We start from the raw sequence: 14,121 nt of genomic DNA on the forward strand, positions 1-14,121 counted from the left end.
TACTATGTTAAAAGTGTTATTCTATGATTCTCTTACTCTTTGTGAACTATGATCTGAATGATTTGAAAATGCTTTTGATATATGCGATATTTTTATTAATATGTGAAACTCATTAAATAACATGCTCATGCCTGAATCTCAAAGCATATGGTACAACGAGCTAGGCTCAAAGATGGCCCTTGATGCAGACGGTAAAGGGGGACTGACTGGCACGTATGTATCGGCAGTAGGTTCAGCTCAAGACGAGTATGCCTTGGTGGGTCGTTACAATCCTGCACAATCCCCGCCCACAGTAGGTTGGACGGTCCAATGGGTAAACTCGCACAAGAAGACTAATTCCGTGACGTCGTGGTCAGGGCAGCTGATGAATGTTGATGGTGTGCCTACAATTTTGACCACATGGCTATTGACACAGCAGACAAAACCTGAGAATGAATGGGAATCGACTATGGTTGATCAGGATGTGTTTACTCCAAACAAACCAACGGATGAGCAGATACGACTGGCAAAGATGAAACGTGGTTGCTCAAATCCCGTCTGAGTAATGTTGGGATTTTTGTTATAACCTTTGCATCAATTTGAATTGTAGTAATCGTTAAATGCTTGAAAATATTATCCTCATAATGTAACACTGATGAACAATATCTTAAAAAGAATGGATCCTTTGATAATCCAAAATATTATGAAATTAATTTATGAAAACAGATCAATACGAAAGACTCCTCTTATGGAAAAGGCAAATATGAATTATTTACGTCTAAACGCATATTTAAAATGGTTAGAACTGATTGATTTTATAAAAATTGATGAGTCAAATATATTTTTGACCGAAAGCGGTTCAAAATTTATTTTCCGATGTTTGAAATAATGTTAATATGATATTATCATATGCTAATATTTAAGAATTATGAACTGCTGCAGTTCATGTTGTTTAATTATTATTAGTTTGTGAGAATCACAATGACTACAAAAAATAATAGAAAACTGACAAAGATCATCCCCCTAGCGTTTGGGTTGGTAGCAATCATTGCTGGAATGTCTGTTGTTCCTTCATTAGGTCAACAAGAAGCTACTGCAGCAATCAATTGTCCATCAGGAGGCGGTGCATGTTACGGAACATCTGGTAACGACACGATCTATGGAAGTGCAAACAGGGATATCATTCTTGCTGGTGCTGGTGATGACACGATCTTTGGCAATGGTGGAGATGATAACATCTATGGTGAAGCAGGAAAAGATACCATTAGTGGCGGTGCTGGAAATGATAATCTATATCATTCCGGTTCAGCATCAGGTTCAGATGGATTCGCCGATTCACTTGATGGTGATTCTGGTTCAGATACATGTCATTGGAACTCATCAGATGGTGATACAATGGCAAATTGTACCTCTATACCTTGGTGATAATCACACCCCCTTTATTTTTTATGATAAACTAATTTTAATATATTAAAAATATGATAATATATTATTCTCATATTATGATAAATCAAAAATCAAAATTAGTTCGATTAGAAAGAAAAAATTTATTTATTAAAACAATTAAGAATATTCCTGGACAATAAAATACATCAACTCTCATCAAAAAGAAATTTTGGAATTATTTTGATAATGATTGTTATTTTATGTTTTGTTTTTTTATTTTCTCTTCAACTTCTTTTCAATCCTTTTTACATTATTACGAGTGGAAGTATGTTGCCAACACTTGTTCAAGAAGATATGGTTATTACATCTGATGAATCTTTTTTTGATCTAAAAGTAGGTGACATAATTGTTTTTAAGAGCAATTACAATAATTTAGATCGTACATATGTACACAGAATAGTAGAAATCATGGATGATGATGAAAGGTATGTTAAAACCAAAGGGGATTATAATCCTTCTTCACTAGAAGGTTTGGATTATCCCATAAAAGAAAGTAATTATGTTGGTAAAGTAATTATTGTACTCCCAAAAATCGGCATGTTTATTAAAATTTTTTCCCCTCCAATAAATTACTATATCATGATTATTTCTTCTAGTTTACTACTGTTTTTTTTCCGAAAAAATATATTTTATTGTTTGTATAAATCAAAAGAATTTTCTGAGAATACCTGATGGAATAACCTTTTAGGATTAACGCAACATTGTTCAAACCTGTATGGATTTGGTAAAATTCAGATTTCATCAAACGTTATAAACAAAATATTATCAGTATCAACACAAATGCACAATACATCCACACTTGTTTTTAGGATATCATAATATCTGAAAGTGAATCAATTGGATTATAAAATAACATTTTCAGTCATTGCAGCAATCATCCACTATTGATGGAATAGTGATCTATCCTGATGAACCAAAAAATATCAAGCATACTTTTCGCAGTCACAATCCAGTTTTAGTCATCTTTGATGTTAATCCACAAAAAATACCTTACAGTGTAATGATTACAAATTATGAGTGGTCCGAGGAAGTTCTAAACGTAGTGGAATCAGATTCTGCACAACATAGAATAAAACATGTCAGATACGGTACATATGACTTTGACTTTGCAAATCTGGGTGATGAGGAACTGTATCTAACAATAGATATCAAAGATGCAAAATATGATGAAATAAACAACTTTCATAACTCCATCTCAATTATGATCTACATTTACTATTCTGTATTTTTTGGAGGGATAATTATTAGTAGTGTTGGTGCTGTCATTTGGAGGATGACAAAACGATAACTGAATTATTCAAATATGTCCTGTCATTTACCGAGGAAATTAGGCTGAAAGAAGATTACGTAAAAGATCATACTTGAAAAACAAACATTACAAACAAAAATGAGTTGGAAAATTCAGTTTTTCCTTAATAACACGTTTGTATTAACTTGTTGCAAATGATTAGAAGCGTTTATGAGTATCATAACTTGAATATTTTTTAGATAAATACAATGGCAGAATTAGATCTTGGCATACTTATCGTACAAATAATAGTTGGATTGATCATTATTGGAATTCTTCTTTCCGGAATACGAATAATCAGACCTACTCATAGGGCAGCAGTTGAGACACTTGGAAAATATACTAGGTTTCAAAATTCGGGAATAACATTCATTGTACCGTTTTTTCAAAAAATTTACTCCATAAACATCACAGAACAACTAGTTGATGTCATGCGTCAGGAGGTAATCACAAAGGACAATCTAAACTGTACAGTTGATGCCCAAGTTTACTTTAAGGTTGGTGCAAGTGAGCGTGAACTCAAAAGTGCACTATACCAAGTAAACAACTATGATGTTCAAATTGTTCAGCTTGCTAGAACTACCCTGAGAAATGTAATTGGAGACAACATGTTCAAAGATGTAAACTCTCAACGTGGAAAACTCAACAATGAAGTGTTTGAAACAATGGCAGTTGAAACAAAGGACTGGGGAATCACAATTGTAAGAGTTGAATTAAAAGAGATAGAGCCACCTGATGATGTTCAAGAAACCATGAATATGGTCATCAAGGCTGAAAATGACAAACAGTCAGCCATTGATTTTGCAAATGCTCGTGAAACTAAAGCTGATGGTGAGCGAAGAGCCAGCATCAAAGAAGCAGAAGGTATACGTCAATCTTTGATATTGGAGGCAGAAGGCAAATCCCAAGCAATTGAAAGAGTGGCAGAAGCCCGAGCAAAAGAAATTCAACTTGTTAATGAAGCAGCTGAAAAATATTTTGTTGGAAATGCCAAGGAGCTAAAGAAATTAGAGGTAACCCAAGCAAGTCTTGAAACAAATTCCAAAATCGTATTGACTGAAAAAGGTATTTCTCCAACAATAGTTCTCAATGAAACAACTGATACTATTATTCCAACAAAGACAAAACAAGAACCTAAATCCGAATAAATTTATTTTGAATTTTATTTTCAGAAAATGAAACTCCGACTTTGTTATTTTTTGTTCTGTTATAACTTCTAATACCGAGTATGAAAATCAAAAACAATGGTAAAACCAAATACTGGTCTTGGAATTGCATGTTTTTTAATACTGGGCATTTCATTTTTAATTCTATTTGCATACTTGACATTTTTTGACATCTATGCAACACAAACTTCAAGTGTTGAGGGTAATTTTGACGGAGTTGATTTTACCAAAAAGCGAATTTTTGTATTGGGTGCAAGTTCAGTTGACGTTCTAAATTTTACTAGCATTGATGAATATTTGGCTAATCATGGCAAGAAAGATTACGAAGTGTACAATCTTACCGAAGATGGAGACAGACCTTCAGAAAGAATTGCACAGATTGACAAGATAATTGACATGGAGCCTGATTTGGTTTTATACGGACTGGGAATGAGGGAATTTGGATATGATGATTTTTCCCCAGGCCTAACAAAATGTTTGCCTCTGAATTATGGTGCATTTTGGGAGATGCGTAAAGAAATACCAGACAAAGAAAAAATTACAGATATCCCTCAGGATTCAAATGTTTTTGAGCCTCTGGCAATCATAAAAAATGAGATCAAAAAGCAAACTGTGCCAGGATTCCCAGATTTTGTAGAGCCCAAATTTGCGACTGTTTCATTTTTGAATAACATTTTGTATCAAAAAGAAGTTCAGACAGAGTCATTTCTTGATAAAAATTATACGGAATTAAAAAAACAGGGAGGGGTAAAAGAGATTGTTCCAAACAGCAAGTTAAAAGAAAAATTGAAAAACATGGTTTTTGGATACTGCGAAGAAATGAACAAGGATGAATTGGCACATCTTGGGATAATTCTAGACAGATTACATGAAAAAAATATCGACGTGGCAGTTTTTGTTGCCCCGTACAGCGGGCCATATCTAGATGTATTGTCAGATCTTTCAATCCAACATTATTTTGTAGGATTACACAAGATTACAAACAATGCTAATGTGAAACTCTATTCATTTTTGGACAGATACAAAGAACTGGACATATTTCATGATGCCACTCATGTAGCAGCTAATGCAAAATCATCTGTGTTTAGCAAAGATTTTGCATTTTTTACACTAAACATCATAGACAGCAGAGAGAGAAACTACGAATCACAGAATCTATTAGAATTTCAATACGGAAAATCATCAAGTGAAAATTTGAACAGTAAACAAATACGTAAACTGCATTCATTTGAAAATCTCAATCTTTCAGGTATTGTTCTAGCAAATGAAGATTTGTCCGGAAAGAAAATTGCAAATACAGACTTGACTCAAGCAAATCTGGAATCTGTTGATTTTTCACGCATCATTATGAGTGATTCAGTTTTGAATGGAGCCAACATGTATTATGCAAATCTCTCTAATGCAGAAATTACACACACATCCATGAACGGTGCAAATTTGTTGTTTGCAGATGTAACAAATGCAATATTGTCCGATATTGATTTGAGGTACTCTCTGGTTATGGGGGTGAATTTCTCAAATCTGAACATGACGAACATTGATTTTTCAGGATCAAATATGTTGAAATCAAATTTTAGAGATTCCCACATGACAAATGTGGATTTTTCAAGTGTAGACTTATCTCAGACCGATTTTAGCGGTGCTCAAAGGGATAATAAAACGAGATTCTCAGGCACAAAACTGATCGAATCGAATCTCAGTAATTTTGACATGTCATATTTGGATCTGTCCGGAGTTGTTCTGTCTGGGGCAAATCTTACAAATACCTCATTTAGAGGGTCAGAATTTATTTTCTCTGATCTGTCCGGAGTTGATCTTTCTACATCAGATATGAATGGGGTGACACTTTTAGCATCTGATTTGAGTTTTACAAATATTCCAAATGCACAATTCTCACAGATTAATGCAAAGCATGCAAATTTTGCCAATGCAAATTTGATTGGTGCAGACTTGTCTTTTGCAGATTTTCTTGGCGCACGGTTTGTAAATACTAATTTAACTGGGGCAAATCTTACAGGAACCCAACTAAAGTTTGCCAATTTTACAGGAGCCATTCTGGATAATGCTAATCTGCGGTGTCTCGATCATACCATATGCAATAGTTTGAGGGAGTAAAATGCTTTTCAACACAATTGATTTTATTGTATTTTTCATCCTAGTTGTAACTACAATAGTCATTGTTAAAAATCGCAATTACCAACACTTGTTTTTATTAATTGCAAGTTATTTCTTTTTTTATTATTCATCAAACTATTTGATCAGCCTGTTGATTTTTTCTACAGTTCTTGATTTCTATGTTGCAAAAAAAATACATCAGCAAAAAAATAACCCTGCTCAGAAAAAGATTCTGCTTATAACAAGTTTGGTTGGGAATTTAGGGTTGCTAGGATTTTTCAAGTATGCCGATTTTGCAATTGCGCAATTCAACTTTTTTGGAAGTTACTTTAATCTGGCTGATGAAATACCATTTCTGTACATTGCGTTGCCCATTGGAATTTCATTTTACACATTTCAAACAATTAGTTATACCGTAGATGTTTATCGAGAAAAACTAGAACCATCAAAATCTCTAAAGGAGTTTGCACTTTTTGTAGCATTTTTCCCACAGCTAGTTGCAGGCCCAATTTTACGTGCAAGTGACTTTCTACCTCAACTAAGAGAGAAAATCAAGAGTTTGGAAACTGTTTCATCATCTACCATAAAGTTAGGCAAAAAAATACAACTGTCTAAAATCTCAATAAATAGCAGCAACCTCAAACTGGGAATCACGATAATGGGTTTTGGTTTTGTAAAAAAGATGTTTTTTGCAGACAATATTGCGCCTCTGGTAGATGAAATATTTTCAAATCCTATGGGATTAGAGTCATTTTCCATCATTTTGGGAGCAATTGGCTTTGGAATTCAGATTTATGCTGATTTTTCAGGGTACTCTGATATTGCAATAGGTATAGCTACAGTTTTGGGTTTTAAGATTCCAATCAACTTTAATCGTCCTTATTTTGCCACATCTCCTAGAGATTTCTGGAAGAGATGGCACATTTCTTTGTCAACATGGTTGAGGGATTATCTGTACATACCACTTGGTGGTAGCAAAAAATCATCTGTTGGGACATATGGCAATTTGTTTGCAGTGATGATTTTAGGTGGAATCTGGCATGGCGCTGCATGGAATTTTGTAGTATGGGGACTTCTTCACGGAGCGTATCTAGCAGTAACTCGATTCTTTGGAAAGAAATTTCCTCAATTTACTTTGCATCCATTTTTTAGTACCAGAATTGGTAAAATTATTTCAATTTTAACGGTACAGTACTTTGTATTTTTAGCATGGATTCCATTCAGAGTTCAAAATTTTGATTTTATGTTGTACTCTATGCAAAAATATGTCCTAATAGATTTTGCAACAGAGAAAACGCTGGAACTAATATCCTCAAACAAGATTTCAGTTTTCTTGATTGTTGTTTTTATCATAACCTGCATTATATCATACAAGAAAAACATCCATCAAATTGCATCGAATTTGTCTCTGAAAAAATGGACATTAGTCATGACATTGTTTGCAGTAATAATTTTGGTTTTGTATGACGGTTCCCCGCAAGATTTTATTTATTTTAAATTTTAAAATAATTCCAAAATGACGTATTTTATGTAATTAAAATTAGAGTTTAAACTATAGTTCAATGTATATTTTGATGTAGTTGATTTTGTAGTGTATGAATTTTTTCTAGCAGACAAAATGATTGAAAAGTATGGTGGAACAAGAGAAGACTATTTTATGAAACTAAATGAGTACTATGAGGAAAGGCTGACCAATGCCAAAAAACAAGGGTTTTCAAATGAATTTAGTGCACCTAGCATAATCTATCACGGAAATGTGTATAGTGGAATCCTTTTTGGACATCTGATGAACATCCTCTTTTCATGTCTGTGCATTTGATGCCAGAATAGATGATACTGATCATGCAGCATTTTATTGTGAAAAATGTGAACGTGAAGTGCGCATAGTAAATTTGACATTTTACAAAGAATCCAAAAATGAACATAAACTCAAACTAATCCACACTTTACGATTTGAATTATTCTGCGAAGGATGTGGGACATCGGATACAAAGAAGATCTATGTCAATAATTCGTTGTTGGATGGTATTAGTTGGGATTAGAATATTTTGTTTCAGTGAAATTATTTGTTAAAAAGAAACGTTTTAGCTAATCTACTTTACTTTCTGATGTACTAACCATGTACTATGTATTTATAGTACTTTTACCATAATATTATGGTAATAAACCATAATAGGTGCCTAAATATGAAAGAAAACATGTACAAAATACTGGATATATTGGCCAGAGAGATTGGCAACCCAATGTCAATTAACGAAATAAAAAATAAAATCGAATGCATCTATGGATCTGCAGATTACAAAAATATTCACATGTCCATCCATGAAATGGAAAAGTCAAATCTTATCACGATTGAAAAAATTGGAAAGTCATCTATTGCATCGCCAAACTTTGATAACCCTTTGTTAATTGATAATCTAGCACAGGTTGAACTCATCAACAAGGTTCAATTTTTAGAAAAAAGAAAAGATTGGCAAATACTATTTCTACAAATTAATTCATATCTGAGAGAATTTAGCATAATAAGATCTATTTTAATTATAAATCCTGAAACAAATGCAAAGTTAAACAGAATTGAATTTCTTATCTTATTGCGCAAAGAAGAGAATAAAGAAGAATTCAAAGACATTCGTAGTAATATGGAATTACTTCAACGAGTGCACAACATCAGAATAGATTATTTGATGTTAGATGAGACAAGCTTTGAGAATTTGATGAGATATGAAGATGCCAATCCAATAAAAGAAGTAATGTCAGACAAAATTGCAATATTTTATCCTCAGGCTTTTTGGCTTATGATCAAAAACCTTCTTGACAAAGGAATAAGAATTAAAGTAGAAGAAGAATCAATTTCACTTGCAAAGATTTCAGAGCAAGATATTGTTTTTAATCTTGCAAGATTTGGATACAAAGAGATGGGTACAAAAATTACCCAGGGAAAAGCAATAGGAATTGAATATCTAGTAACTTCGATTTTGGTAAAAAAAGACAATGTTCGTAGGTTAGAGGCAATACCAATAATCCTTGCAAAAAACAAAGAAAAGATCAACTATTCTCTTCTAGTTTTTCTGGTAACAAAATTCAAGATGATACGACAACTATACAATATTTTGAAAGTTTTAGATGAGATAACTCCCACAGAAGAGGTCAAACAAATCATGAGAGAGATTACTGGTGCAGTAAAACAGAAGGTAAAGACAGACCAACAGGTAATAGAACTGAGCCTGAAAGACATGGAAAAAAAGATGAGGCTGTACGATGTCATTGAATAAGCAGGTACTTTTGGACTTTCTAGAGGAACTAGACAAGGAACTTGAACGCAAGATAACAGTTGTGGCCGTAGGTGGTACTGCGATGACACTTCACAACGCCAAAGAATCTACAATTGACGTCAATTTCACGATTCCAGCAGAAGATTATGCAGAGTTTCACAGGGTTTTGAATCTGGTTCCTCACGGGTTCAAAGTCGACACGTGGAACAACGGAATGGTCTTCAGCCAAGACCTGCCTGATGACTATTTGAAAAACAGCAGAAATGTCAGAACAAAGATGAAAAACATGAAACTCAAGACTCTAGATCCACTTGACATCATCGTGACAAAAATCGGCAGGCTAAATGAAAGAGACAAGGAAGACATTGCAATGTGCATCAAAAAATTCAAGATCACAAAGGCTCAGATCAAAAAAAGAGCAAAGCAAGTGATCTATACAGGCAGAGAAGAAAACTATGAGATTAATCTGAACCATGTGATGAAGAAGTTTTTTTAGACATTACAGATCCTTACGTGAAAATGTGTATGGAATATTTTAACATGTATTGATCAGACCAATTATTAATCATTAAAAATATAATTTTGCCATGCCTGATGAACTAGATAAAATTGGAAAATTGATCAAATATGCAGTTTATTATGATAAACGAAATCCACGTATCCTAATTCATCAAATAGGAGTACACAAACTGTTCAAAGGTGAACGTGTTTTTGATTCTCCTGTAGATGCTTGGACATTCTTCAGCAATAAAGATGATACAATGTTATTTACGAAGTCAATACATGATGCTAATCCACAACTTCCAATAAAGCAATGTATGTTGTGTAAAATATAAAATAAATTAGAATCTGACAAATTCAGATAATAGAATATGTGCCAGAAGATACTCTTTTGAAGTATTCTGTGTATTTTCATGGATTTCCTTTCCTGTGCTTTGGCAAAAATGTACTGTATGTAGAATCTGCAAATCCTTTGATTTTTTTCTTCACATCTTTTGCAGAAAATTTGCTTGGAAGTGTTCCAGATTTTACAGCATCATGAATTGTTCAGATAGGGGTTTTCTTATCATTTCTTCTTAATTTTTAAAGAAACTGCTTGAGTGTTTCTTTATCTATTCTATATTTTAGAGAGGAATATCCATCAATCTTCCTGACTGATTTCCATAATTCCTTTTTGTTTTATGAGGATTTATTGTTTCAATCTTCTTGCAGGTTTTTATCTTTGGCCTTCGTAACTTGCACACCTACGCTATCTCCTACGGATACATCTTCCTTAAGATGCCGTACACTTTTCTTTACAACCCCAACATTTTCACTGACATCCACTTTTTCGTTAATTGCTCTTTCATGATCTCCAATTTTCTTATCATTTTCTTTCACAATTACTTGACAAACAAGTTAATGTTTACTGGAGGAGACAGGGCAGTAGGATTGTTAACAGATTCCCAAACAAATACAGTTGCAGTGTATTTGCCTTCTTTGAAAGGAATCCATGTCACCTCAGGATTTATTTTCTGAAAAGATGTAAGATTTCCAGTAAGCCAAGATAAAGATTCTACTTGGTTTTGACTGTTTTGTATTTGAACTAAATATGCAAATGGCTGAATTCTGTCCATTTGGTTTTCTAAGTCAGAAACTAGTCTAATTTGTTGGTCTACAGAAATTAAATTGTCATCTATAGGTATTTTTTCTGTATCTAGCACCATAAAGTTTGATACAGGAGCTCTCTCCATCGGAGGTGAACTTCCCCCAACTATGGCAGTTGAAAACATCTCTATTCCATTTTCTGTGATTATAGCATTTCTAGTAGGTGTATGATTTACAGGAAATAGAGTATCCACATACTCTGCAGTTATTGTATCCCCTTCAACAGTATGTAAAAATCCTGTCCCCGAAGGTGGTTTTTCTACAAATACAACATCTCCTTCAAATATGCCCGAATCAAAATCGGTTTCAAAAAGTGTCATTCTAAAACCAGAATGATCAGTATCCGAATGAATTGCAATCCACACATAGTCTATTACATTTGGATGTCGATTCATGTCAGGATCAGTCACAATTATGGTGGCTTTGGTTCCATCATGACTTGGGAAACTGGCCTGTTTCCAGTAAACTTCGGCAACCGTAAAATCAAGGGGTTCTCCAAATACTGTTGACGTCAGGAACCCAATTAGAATCAAAAAAATTACAAAATATTTCATAATATGACTAACAGAATAATGGGAAGTTCATAAAGGAATCTACTAAAATGTGCTAAACAACCCAATCACGGAATTTTATGATTTTGATCGCATAACTGATTAGCGTTTTTATTGTCATAACTAATAACCATAATGATGGTTACTGGATTTTCAGTATCTGATTTGCGGTTTAAAATTTACGCACTAATAAGGAGTCAAAATAGCTTTGGTTAAGGAAAATTGTGGCGTTGTTGGAATCTTTAGCCTGAGTGGAACTAATGTAGTTCCTATGGTAATTGATGCATTAAGAGCACTTCAACACAGAGGACAAGAAGCCTGGGGTCTTGCAATTCCAAACAAGCCTCCACTTAAACGATTAGGATTAGTATCTGGAGCATCATCCGAATTTAAAAAAATCACCGAAGAATATTCTTCCCCAGCAGTAATTGGGCATGTTAGATATTCTACAATGGGAAGAAGTTCATTAGAAAATGCACAACCCCTCAAGGTAAAAGATCTCTGTATTGCACATAATGGAACCATAGCAAATGTACAAGAATTATCAAATCTAGTTGGTGGATGTTCTTTTACTCCGCAAAATGCAAGTGACACACTTGTAGCGGCTCAGAGACTAGTTGCACTAATTTCTGAGAATGGTCAAATGGGAAAAGCACTTTCAATTCTCAAAAATGAAATGATTGGCTCTTATTGTTTTACCTTTATCTCTGATGATAATTCTGTTTATGCAGCACGTGATCCAAAGGGATTCCGTCCAATGGTTTTAGGGTACAAGGAATCTGATAATACTTACATTGTTGCATCGGAATCTTCTGCAGTATCTGCAGTTGGTGCAAAACTACAACGAAATGTAAACCCTGGCGAATTAATAAAATTAAGTAACAATGGTTTGGAAACTGAACGTTTCTCTGATGATCCTGCACGTGCACATTGTTCTTTTGAATTTACTTACTTTGCACATCCCTCAAGTAACATGGAAGGAACTAACATCTATGTTGCAAGAAAGAATATTGGAAGATTTTTGGCAAAGAAATTTCCAATTAATGATGCTGATTTAGTAATTCCTGTACCTGATTCTGCAAGGCCAGCTGCATTGGGATATGCACAAGAACTTGGTGTCTCTTTTGATGAAGGACTTCTAAAGGATAGATATAGCAAGAAAGGTCCATTGCGAAGTTTCATTGAACCGCATCAATCAGACCGAATAGAAATTAACCGATGGATTATCCCAATCAGGGAAATTATTGAGGGAAAACATGTTGTTGTAATTGATGATAGTTTAGTTAGGGGCACAAGCTCAAAAGCAATAATTAAAGCACTACGTAGGGCAGGAGCTAAAAAAATTAGTATGGTCATTACATATCCTCCAATTAAATTCCCATGTTATGCCGGAATTGATTTTCCATCTCAAGAAGAACTTGCAACATTTTCTGACGGCAAAGAGATGACTCAAGAAGAAATTACTGAAATGGTAAGACAAAGTATTGGCGCTGACTTTTTGGGATACAATGATGCTGAAAATCTTGCAGCAGCAGTTGGAATTCCAAAAGATTCGATGTGTTTCACATGTTCTTCAGGTGATTATGAATCACTTGGTATTACTCCTGAATTTCGAAGTAGAAAAGAAATGAAAGGAGAATAGGGTATTTTTTTAAATATGGTAAATTGAATTAAAAAATATGCAAGCAGTATGGAATGGTGTGGTAATTGCCGACAGTGATGACACCGTAGTTGTTGAAGGAAATCACTATTTTCCAATCGATTCTATAAAAAAAGAATATTTTGCAAAGACTGATTTTACATCTTTTTGCGGTTGGAAAGGTATGGCAAATTATTATTCAGTTACAGTAAATGGCAAAACCAACAAAGACTGTGCATGGTATTATGAAGAGCCAAATGACGCTGCCAAGAAGATTAAAGGAATGGTAGCGTTTTGGAATGGTGTTAAAATAAAGTGATTTGTTTCTAGTTTGTTAATTCTATGATGCTGTGATCCCGAAACAGGATAGAGTATAAAATCATAATTTACTTCAAAATAAAACTCAAATGGCTCCAAAATCTGTTTATTGTCATCAATATGCATCAATTTCATAATTTCTATTTTATTGAAAAATTATTTTATCCCTACTTGTTTAAAAAATACAACTTTTGAATAAAGATGTGCCTAGAACCTGGAATTTTCAATATTTTAGTTTCAACTGCCACAAATATTTTGACTAGTTTTAATTATTAGAAAAACCATGAATTATGCGTGAAACAGTATACTGCAATTATTGGTACGGGAATTGGTGCTATTGTAATCATGGCAGTAATCTTTGGAATGGATGTTTTGAAATTATCTGTATCTACACAGGATTATGATATTTTTGTTGATCCTGTTTTGGATAAACAAAGTCTGTTTGTTATGGGACGTGTAACGATTCAAAATACAGGGTTTCAACCATTAACTAATGTTCATGTTAATTTTGGGGCAGGAGATACCTTGGAATTGGGAACTATTGATGTAGGTAAAAAAATCATTGTTTCTCCACCTTCTGACAATCCAATGGAGTTTGTAATGATCACTGCTGACAATGATGTTTTTGTAAACAAAGCATACCGGGAAATGCCAAAGATGGTAGGAATGATGGGTTCCTGATTTTTCCTAGCAGTTAAAT

At 33.8% G+C, this 14,121-nt stretch carries 16 protein-coding genes; 14 read left to right on the plus strand and 2 right to left on the minus strand.

Annotated elements, in window-relative coordinates; translation table 11 throughout:
- The first annotated feature begins 127 nt into the window (after nucleotides 1-127).
- From C5F50_RS06070 to C5F50_RS06120, 11 genes are all read left to right on the plus strand, one after another.
- Nucleotides 128-541 (plus strand): avidin/streptavidin family protein, encoded by a 414-nt coding sequence (locus tag C5F50_RS06070; RefSeq protein ID WP_179372763.1) that lies wholly within the window; start codon nucleotides 128-130, stop codon nucleotides 539-541.
- Between the two features lie 114 nt (nucleotides 542-655).
- Nucleotides 656-868 (plus strand): winged helix-turn-helix domain-containing protein, encoded by a 213-nt coding sequence (locus C5F50_RS13395; RefSeq protein WP_425340053.1) that lies wholly within the window; start codon nucleotides 656-658, stop codon nucleotides 866-868.
- 92 nt (nucleotides 869-960) lie between these two features.
- Nucleotides 961-1,404 (plus strand): calcium-binding protein, encoded by a 444-nt coding sequence (locus C5F50_RS06080; protein WP_179372765.1) that lies wholly within the window; start codon nucleotides 961-963, stop codon nucleotides 1,402-1,404.
- A 207-nt stretch (nucleotides 1,405-1,611) separates the two neighbouring features.
- On the plus strand, nucleotides 1,612-2,097 hold the full coding sequence (locus C5F50_RS06085) for a signal peptidase I (RefSeq protein ID WP_246282209.1): 486 nt from the start codon (nucleotides 1,612-1,614) through the stop codon (nucleotides 2,095-2,097).
- Nucleotides 2,098-2,290: 193 nt separating this feature from the next.
- Complete coding sequence (locus C5F50_RS06090) at nucleotides 2,291-2,713, plus strand: hypothetical protein (RefSeq protein WP_179372767.1); 423 nt, start codon at nucleotides 2,291-2,293, stop codon at nucleotides 2,711-2,713.
- 209 nt (nucleotides 2,714-2,922) lie between these two features.
- On the plus strand, nucleotides 2,923-3,861 hold the full coding sequence (locus C5F50_RS06095) for an SPFH domain-containing protein (protein ID WP_179372768.1): 939 nt from the start codon (nucleotides 2,923-2,925) through the stop codon (nucleotides 3,859-3,861).
- 96 nt (nucleotides 3,862-3,957) lie between these two features.
- Nucleotides 3,958-5,994 carry a pentapeptide repeat-containing protein gene (locus C5F50_RS06100; RefSeq protein WP_179372769.1) on the plus strand — a complete coding sequence of 679 codons (2,037 nt, stop codon included), beginning with the start codon at nucleotides 3,958-3,960 and terminating at the stop codon, nucleotides 5,992-5,994.
- 1 nt (nucleotide 5,995) lies between these two features.
- Complete coding sequence (locus C5F50_RS06105) at nucleotides 5,996-7,498, plus strand: MBOAT family O-acyltransferase (protein WP_179372770.1); 1,503 nt, start codon at nucleotides 5,996-5,998, stop codon at nucleotides 7,496-7,498.
- Between the two features lie 682 nt (nucleotides 7,499-8,180).
- Nucleotides 8,181-9,266: a hypothetical protein gene (locus C5F50_RS06110; protein WP_179372771.1), complete on the plus strand. Its 1,086-nt coding sequence runs from the start codon at nucleotides 8,181-8,183 to the stop codon at nucleotides 9,264-9,266.
- The gene (locus C5F50_RS06115) at nucleotides 9,253-9,762 is read left to right on the plus strand and encodes a DUF6036 family nucleotidyltransferase (protein WP_179372772.1); all 510 of its coding nucleotides are present in this window, start codon (nucleotides 9,253-9,255) and stop codon (nucleotides 9,760-9,762) included. The genes C5F50_RS06110 and C5F50_RS06115 overlap by 14 nt, the downstream gene beginning before the upstream one ends.
- A gap of 91 nt (nucleotides 9,763-9,853) precedes the next feature.
- A complete protein-coding gene (locus C5F50_RS06120) occupies nucleotides 9,854-10,102 on the plus strand; it encodes a hypothetical protein (RefSeq protein WP_179372773.1) in 249 nt (82 codons plus the stop codon).
- A 361-nt stretch (nucleotides 10,103-10,463) separates the two neighbouring features.
- Here C5F50_RS06120 and C5F50_RS06125 read toward each other — a convergent pair whose 3' ends face one another.
- Together C5F50_RS06125 and C5F50_RS06130 are read right to left on the minus strand one after the other, a co-directional pair.
- Complete coding sequence (locus C5F50_RS06125; protein ID WP_179372774.1) at nucleotides 10,464-10,646, minus strand: hypothetical protein; 183 nt, start codon at nucleotides 10,644-10,646, stop codon at nucleotides 10,464-10,466.
- Between the two features lie 2 nt (nucleotides 10,647-10,648).
- Entirely contained in the window at nucleotides 10,649-11,467 is an 819-nt protein-coding gene (locus C5F50_RS06130) for a hypothetical protein (RefSeq protein WP_179372775.1), read from the minus strand.
- Nucleotides 11,468-11,672: 205 nt separating this feature from the next.
- On the opposite strand from C5F50_RS06130, the gene C5F50_RS06135 reads away from it, so the two are divergent.
- The 3 genes from C5F50_RS06135 (at nucleotide 11,673) to C5F50_RS06145 (ending at nucleotide 14,102) form a co-directional block, all read left to right on the plus strand.
- Nucleotides 11,673-13,106 (plus strand): amidophosphoribosyltransferase, encoded by a 1,434-nt coding sequence (locus tag C5F50_RS06135; RefSeq protein ID WP_179372776.1) that lies wholly within the window; start codon nucleotides 11,673-11,675, stop codon nucleotides 13,104-13,106.
- Between the two features lie 37 nt (nucleotides 13,107-13,143).
- Nucleotides 13,144-13,422, plus strand: a complete 279-nt coding sequence (locus tag C5F50_RS06140) for a DUF427 domain-containing protein (RefSeq protein WP_179372777.1) — start codon at nucleotides 13,144-13,146, stop codon at nucleotides 13,420-13,422.
- Nucleotides 13,423-13,715: 293 nt separating this feature from the next.
- Nucleotides 13,716-14,102 carry a hypothetical protein gene (locus C5F50_RS06145; protein ID WP_179372778.1) on the plus strand — a complete coding sequence of 129 codons (387 nt, stop codon included), beginning with the start codon at nucleotides 13,716-13,718 and terminating at the stop codon, nucleotides 14,100-14,102.
- Nucleotides 14,103-14,121: the final 19 nt, after the last annotated feature.

The sequence above is a fragment of the Nitrosopumilus ureiphilus genome, assembly GCF_013407185.1.
GTDB classification, from domain to species: domain Archaea; phylum Thermoproteota; class Nitrososphaeria; order Nitrososphaerales; family Nitrosopumilaceae; genus Nitrosopumilus; species Nitrosopumilus ureiphilus.

Excerpts from the sequence above, each read along its gene's own strand:
- C5F50_RS06085 (WP_246282209.1), top strand. The coding sequence starts at position 1,612 with ATGATTGTTATTTTATGTTTTGTTTTTTTATTTTCTCTTCAACTTCTT.
- C5F50_RS06115 (WP_179372772.1), top strand. The coding sequence starts at position 9,253 with ATGTCATTGAATAAGCAGGTACTTTTGGACTTTCTAGAGGAACTAGAC.
- C5F50_RS06100 (WP_179372769.1), top strand. The coding sequence starts at position 3,958 with ATGGTAAAACCAAATACTGGTCTTGGAATTGCATGTTTTTTAATACTG.
- C5F50_RS06110 (WP_179372771.1), top strand. The coding sequence starts at position 8,181 with ATGAAAGAAAACATGTACAAAATACTGGATATATTGGCCAGAGAGATT.
- C5F50_RS13395 (WP_425340053.1), top strand. The coding sequence starts at position 656 with ATGGATCCTTTGATAATCCAAAATATTATGAAATTAATTTATGAAAAC.
- C5F50_RS06105 (WP_179372770.1), top strand. The coding sequence starts at position 5,996 with ATGCTTTTCAACACAATTGATTTTATTGTATTTTTCATCCTAGTTGTA.
- C5F50_RS06140 (WP_179372777.1), top strand. The coding sequence starts at position 13,144 with ATGCAAGCAGTATGGAATGGTGTGGTAATTGCCGACAGTGATGACACC.
- C5F50_RS06130 (WP_179372775.1), bottom strand. The coding sequence starts at position 11,467 with ATGAAATATTTTGTAATTTTTTTGATTCTAATTGGGTTCCTGACGTCA.
- C5F50_RS06080 (WP_179372765.1), top strand. The coding sequence starts at position 961 with ATGACTACAAAAAATAATAGAAAACTGACAAAGATCATCCCCCTAGCG.
- C5F50_RS06120 (WP_179372773.1), top strand. The coding sequence starts at position 9,854 with ATGCCTGATGAACTAGATAAAATTGGAAAATTGATCAAATATGCAGTT.
- C5F50_RS06095 (WP_179372768.1), top strand. The coding sequence starts at position 2,923 with ATGGCAGAATTAGATCTTGGCATACTTATCGTACAAATAATAGTTGGA.
- C5F50_RS06070 (WP_179372763.1), top strand. The coding sequence starts at position 128 with ATGCCTGAATCTCAAAGCATATGGTACAACGAGCTAGGCTCAAAGATG.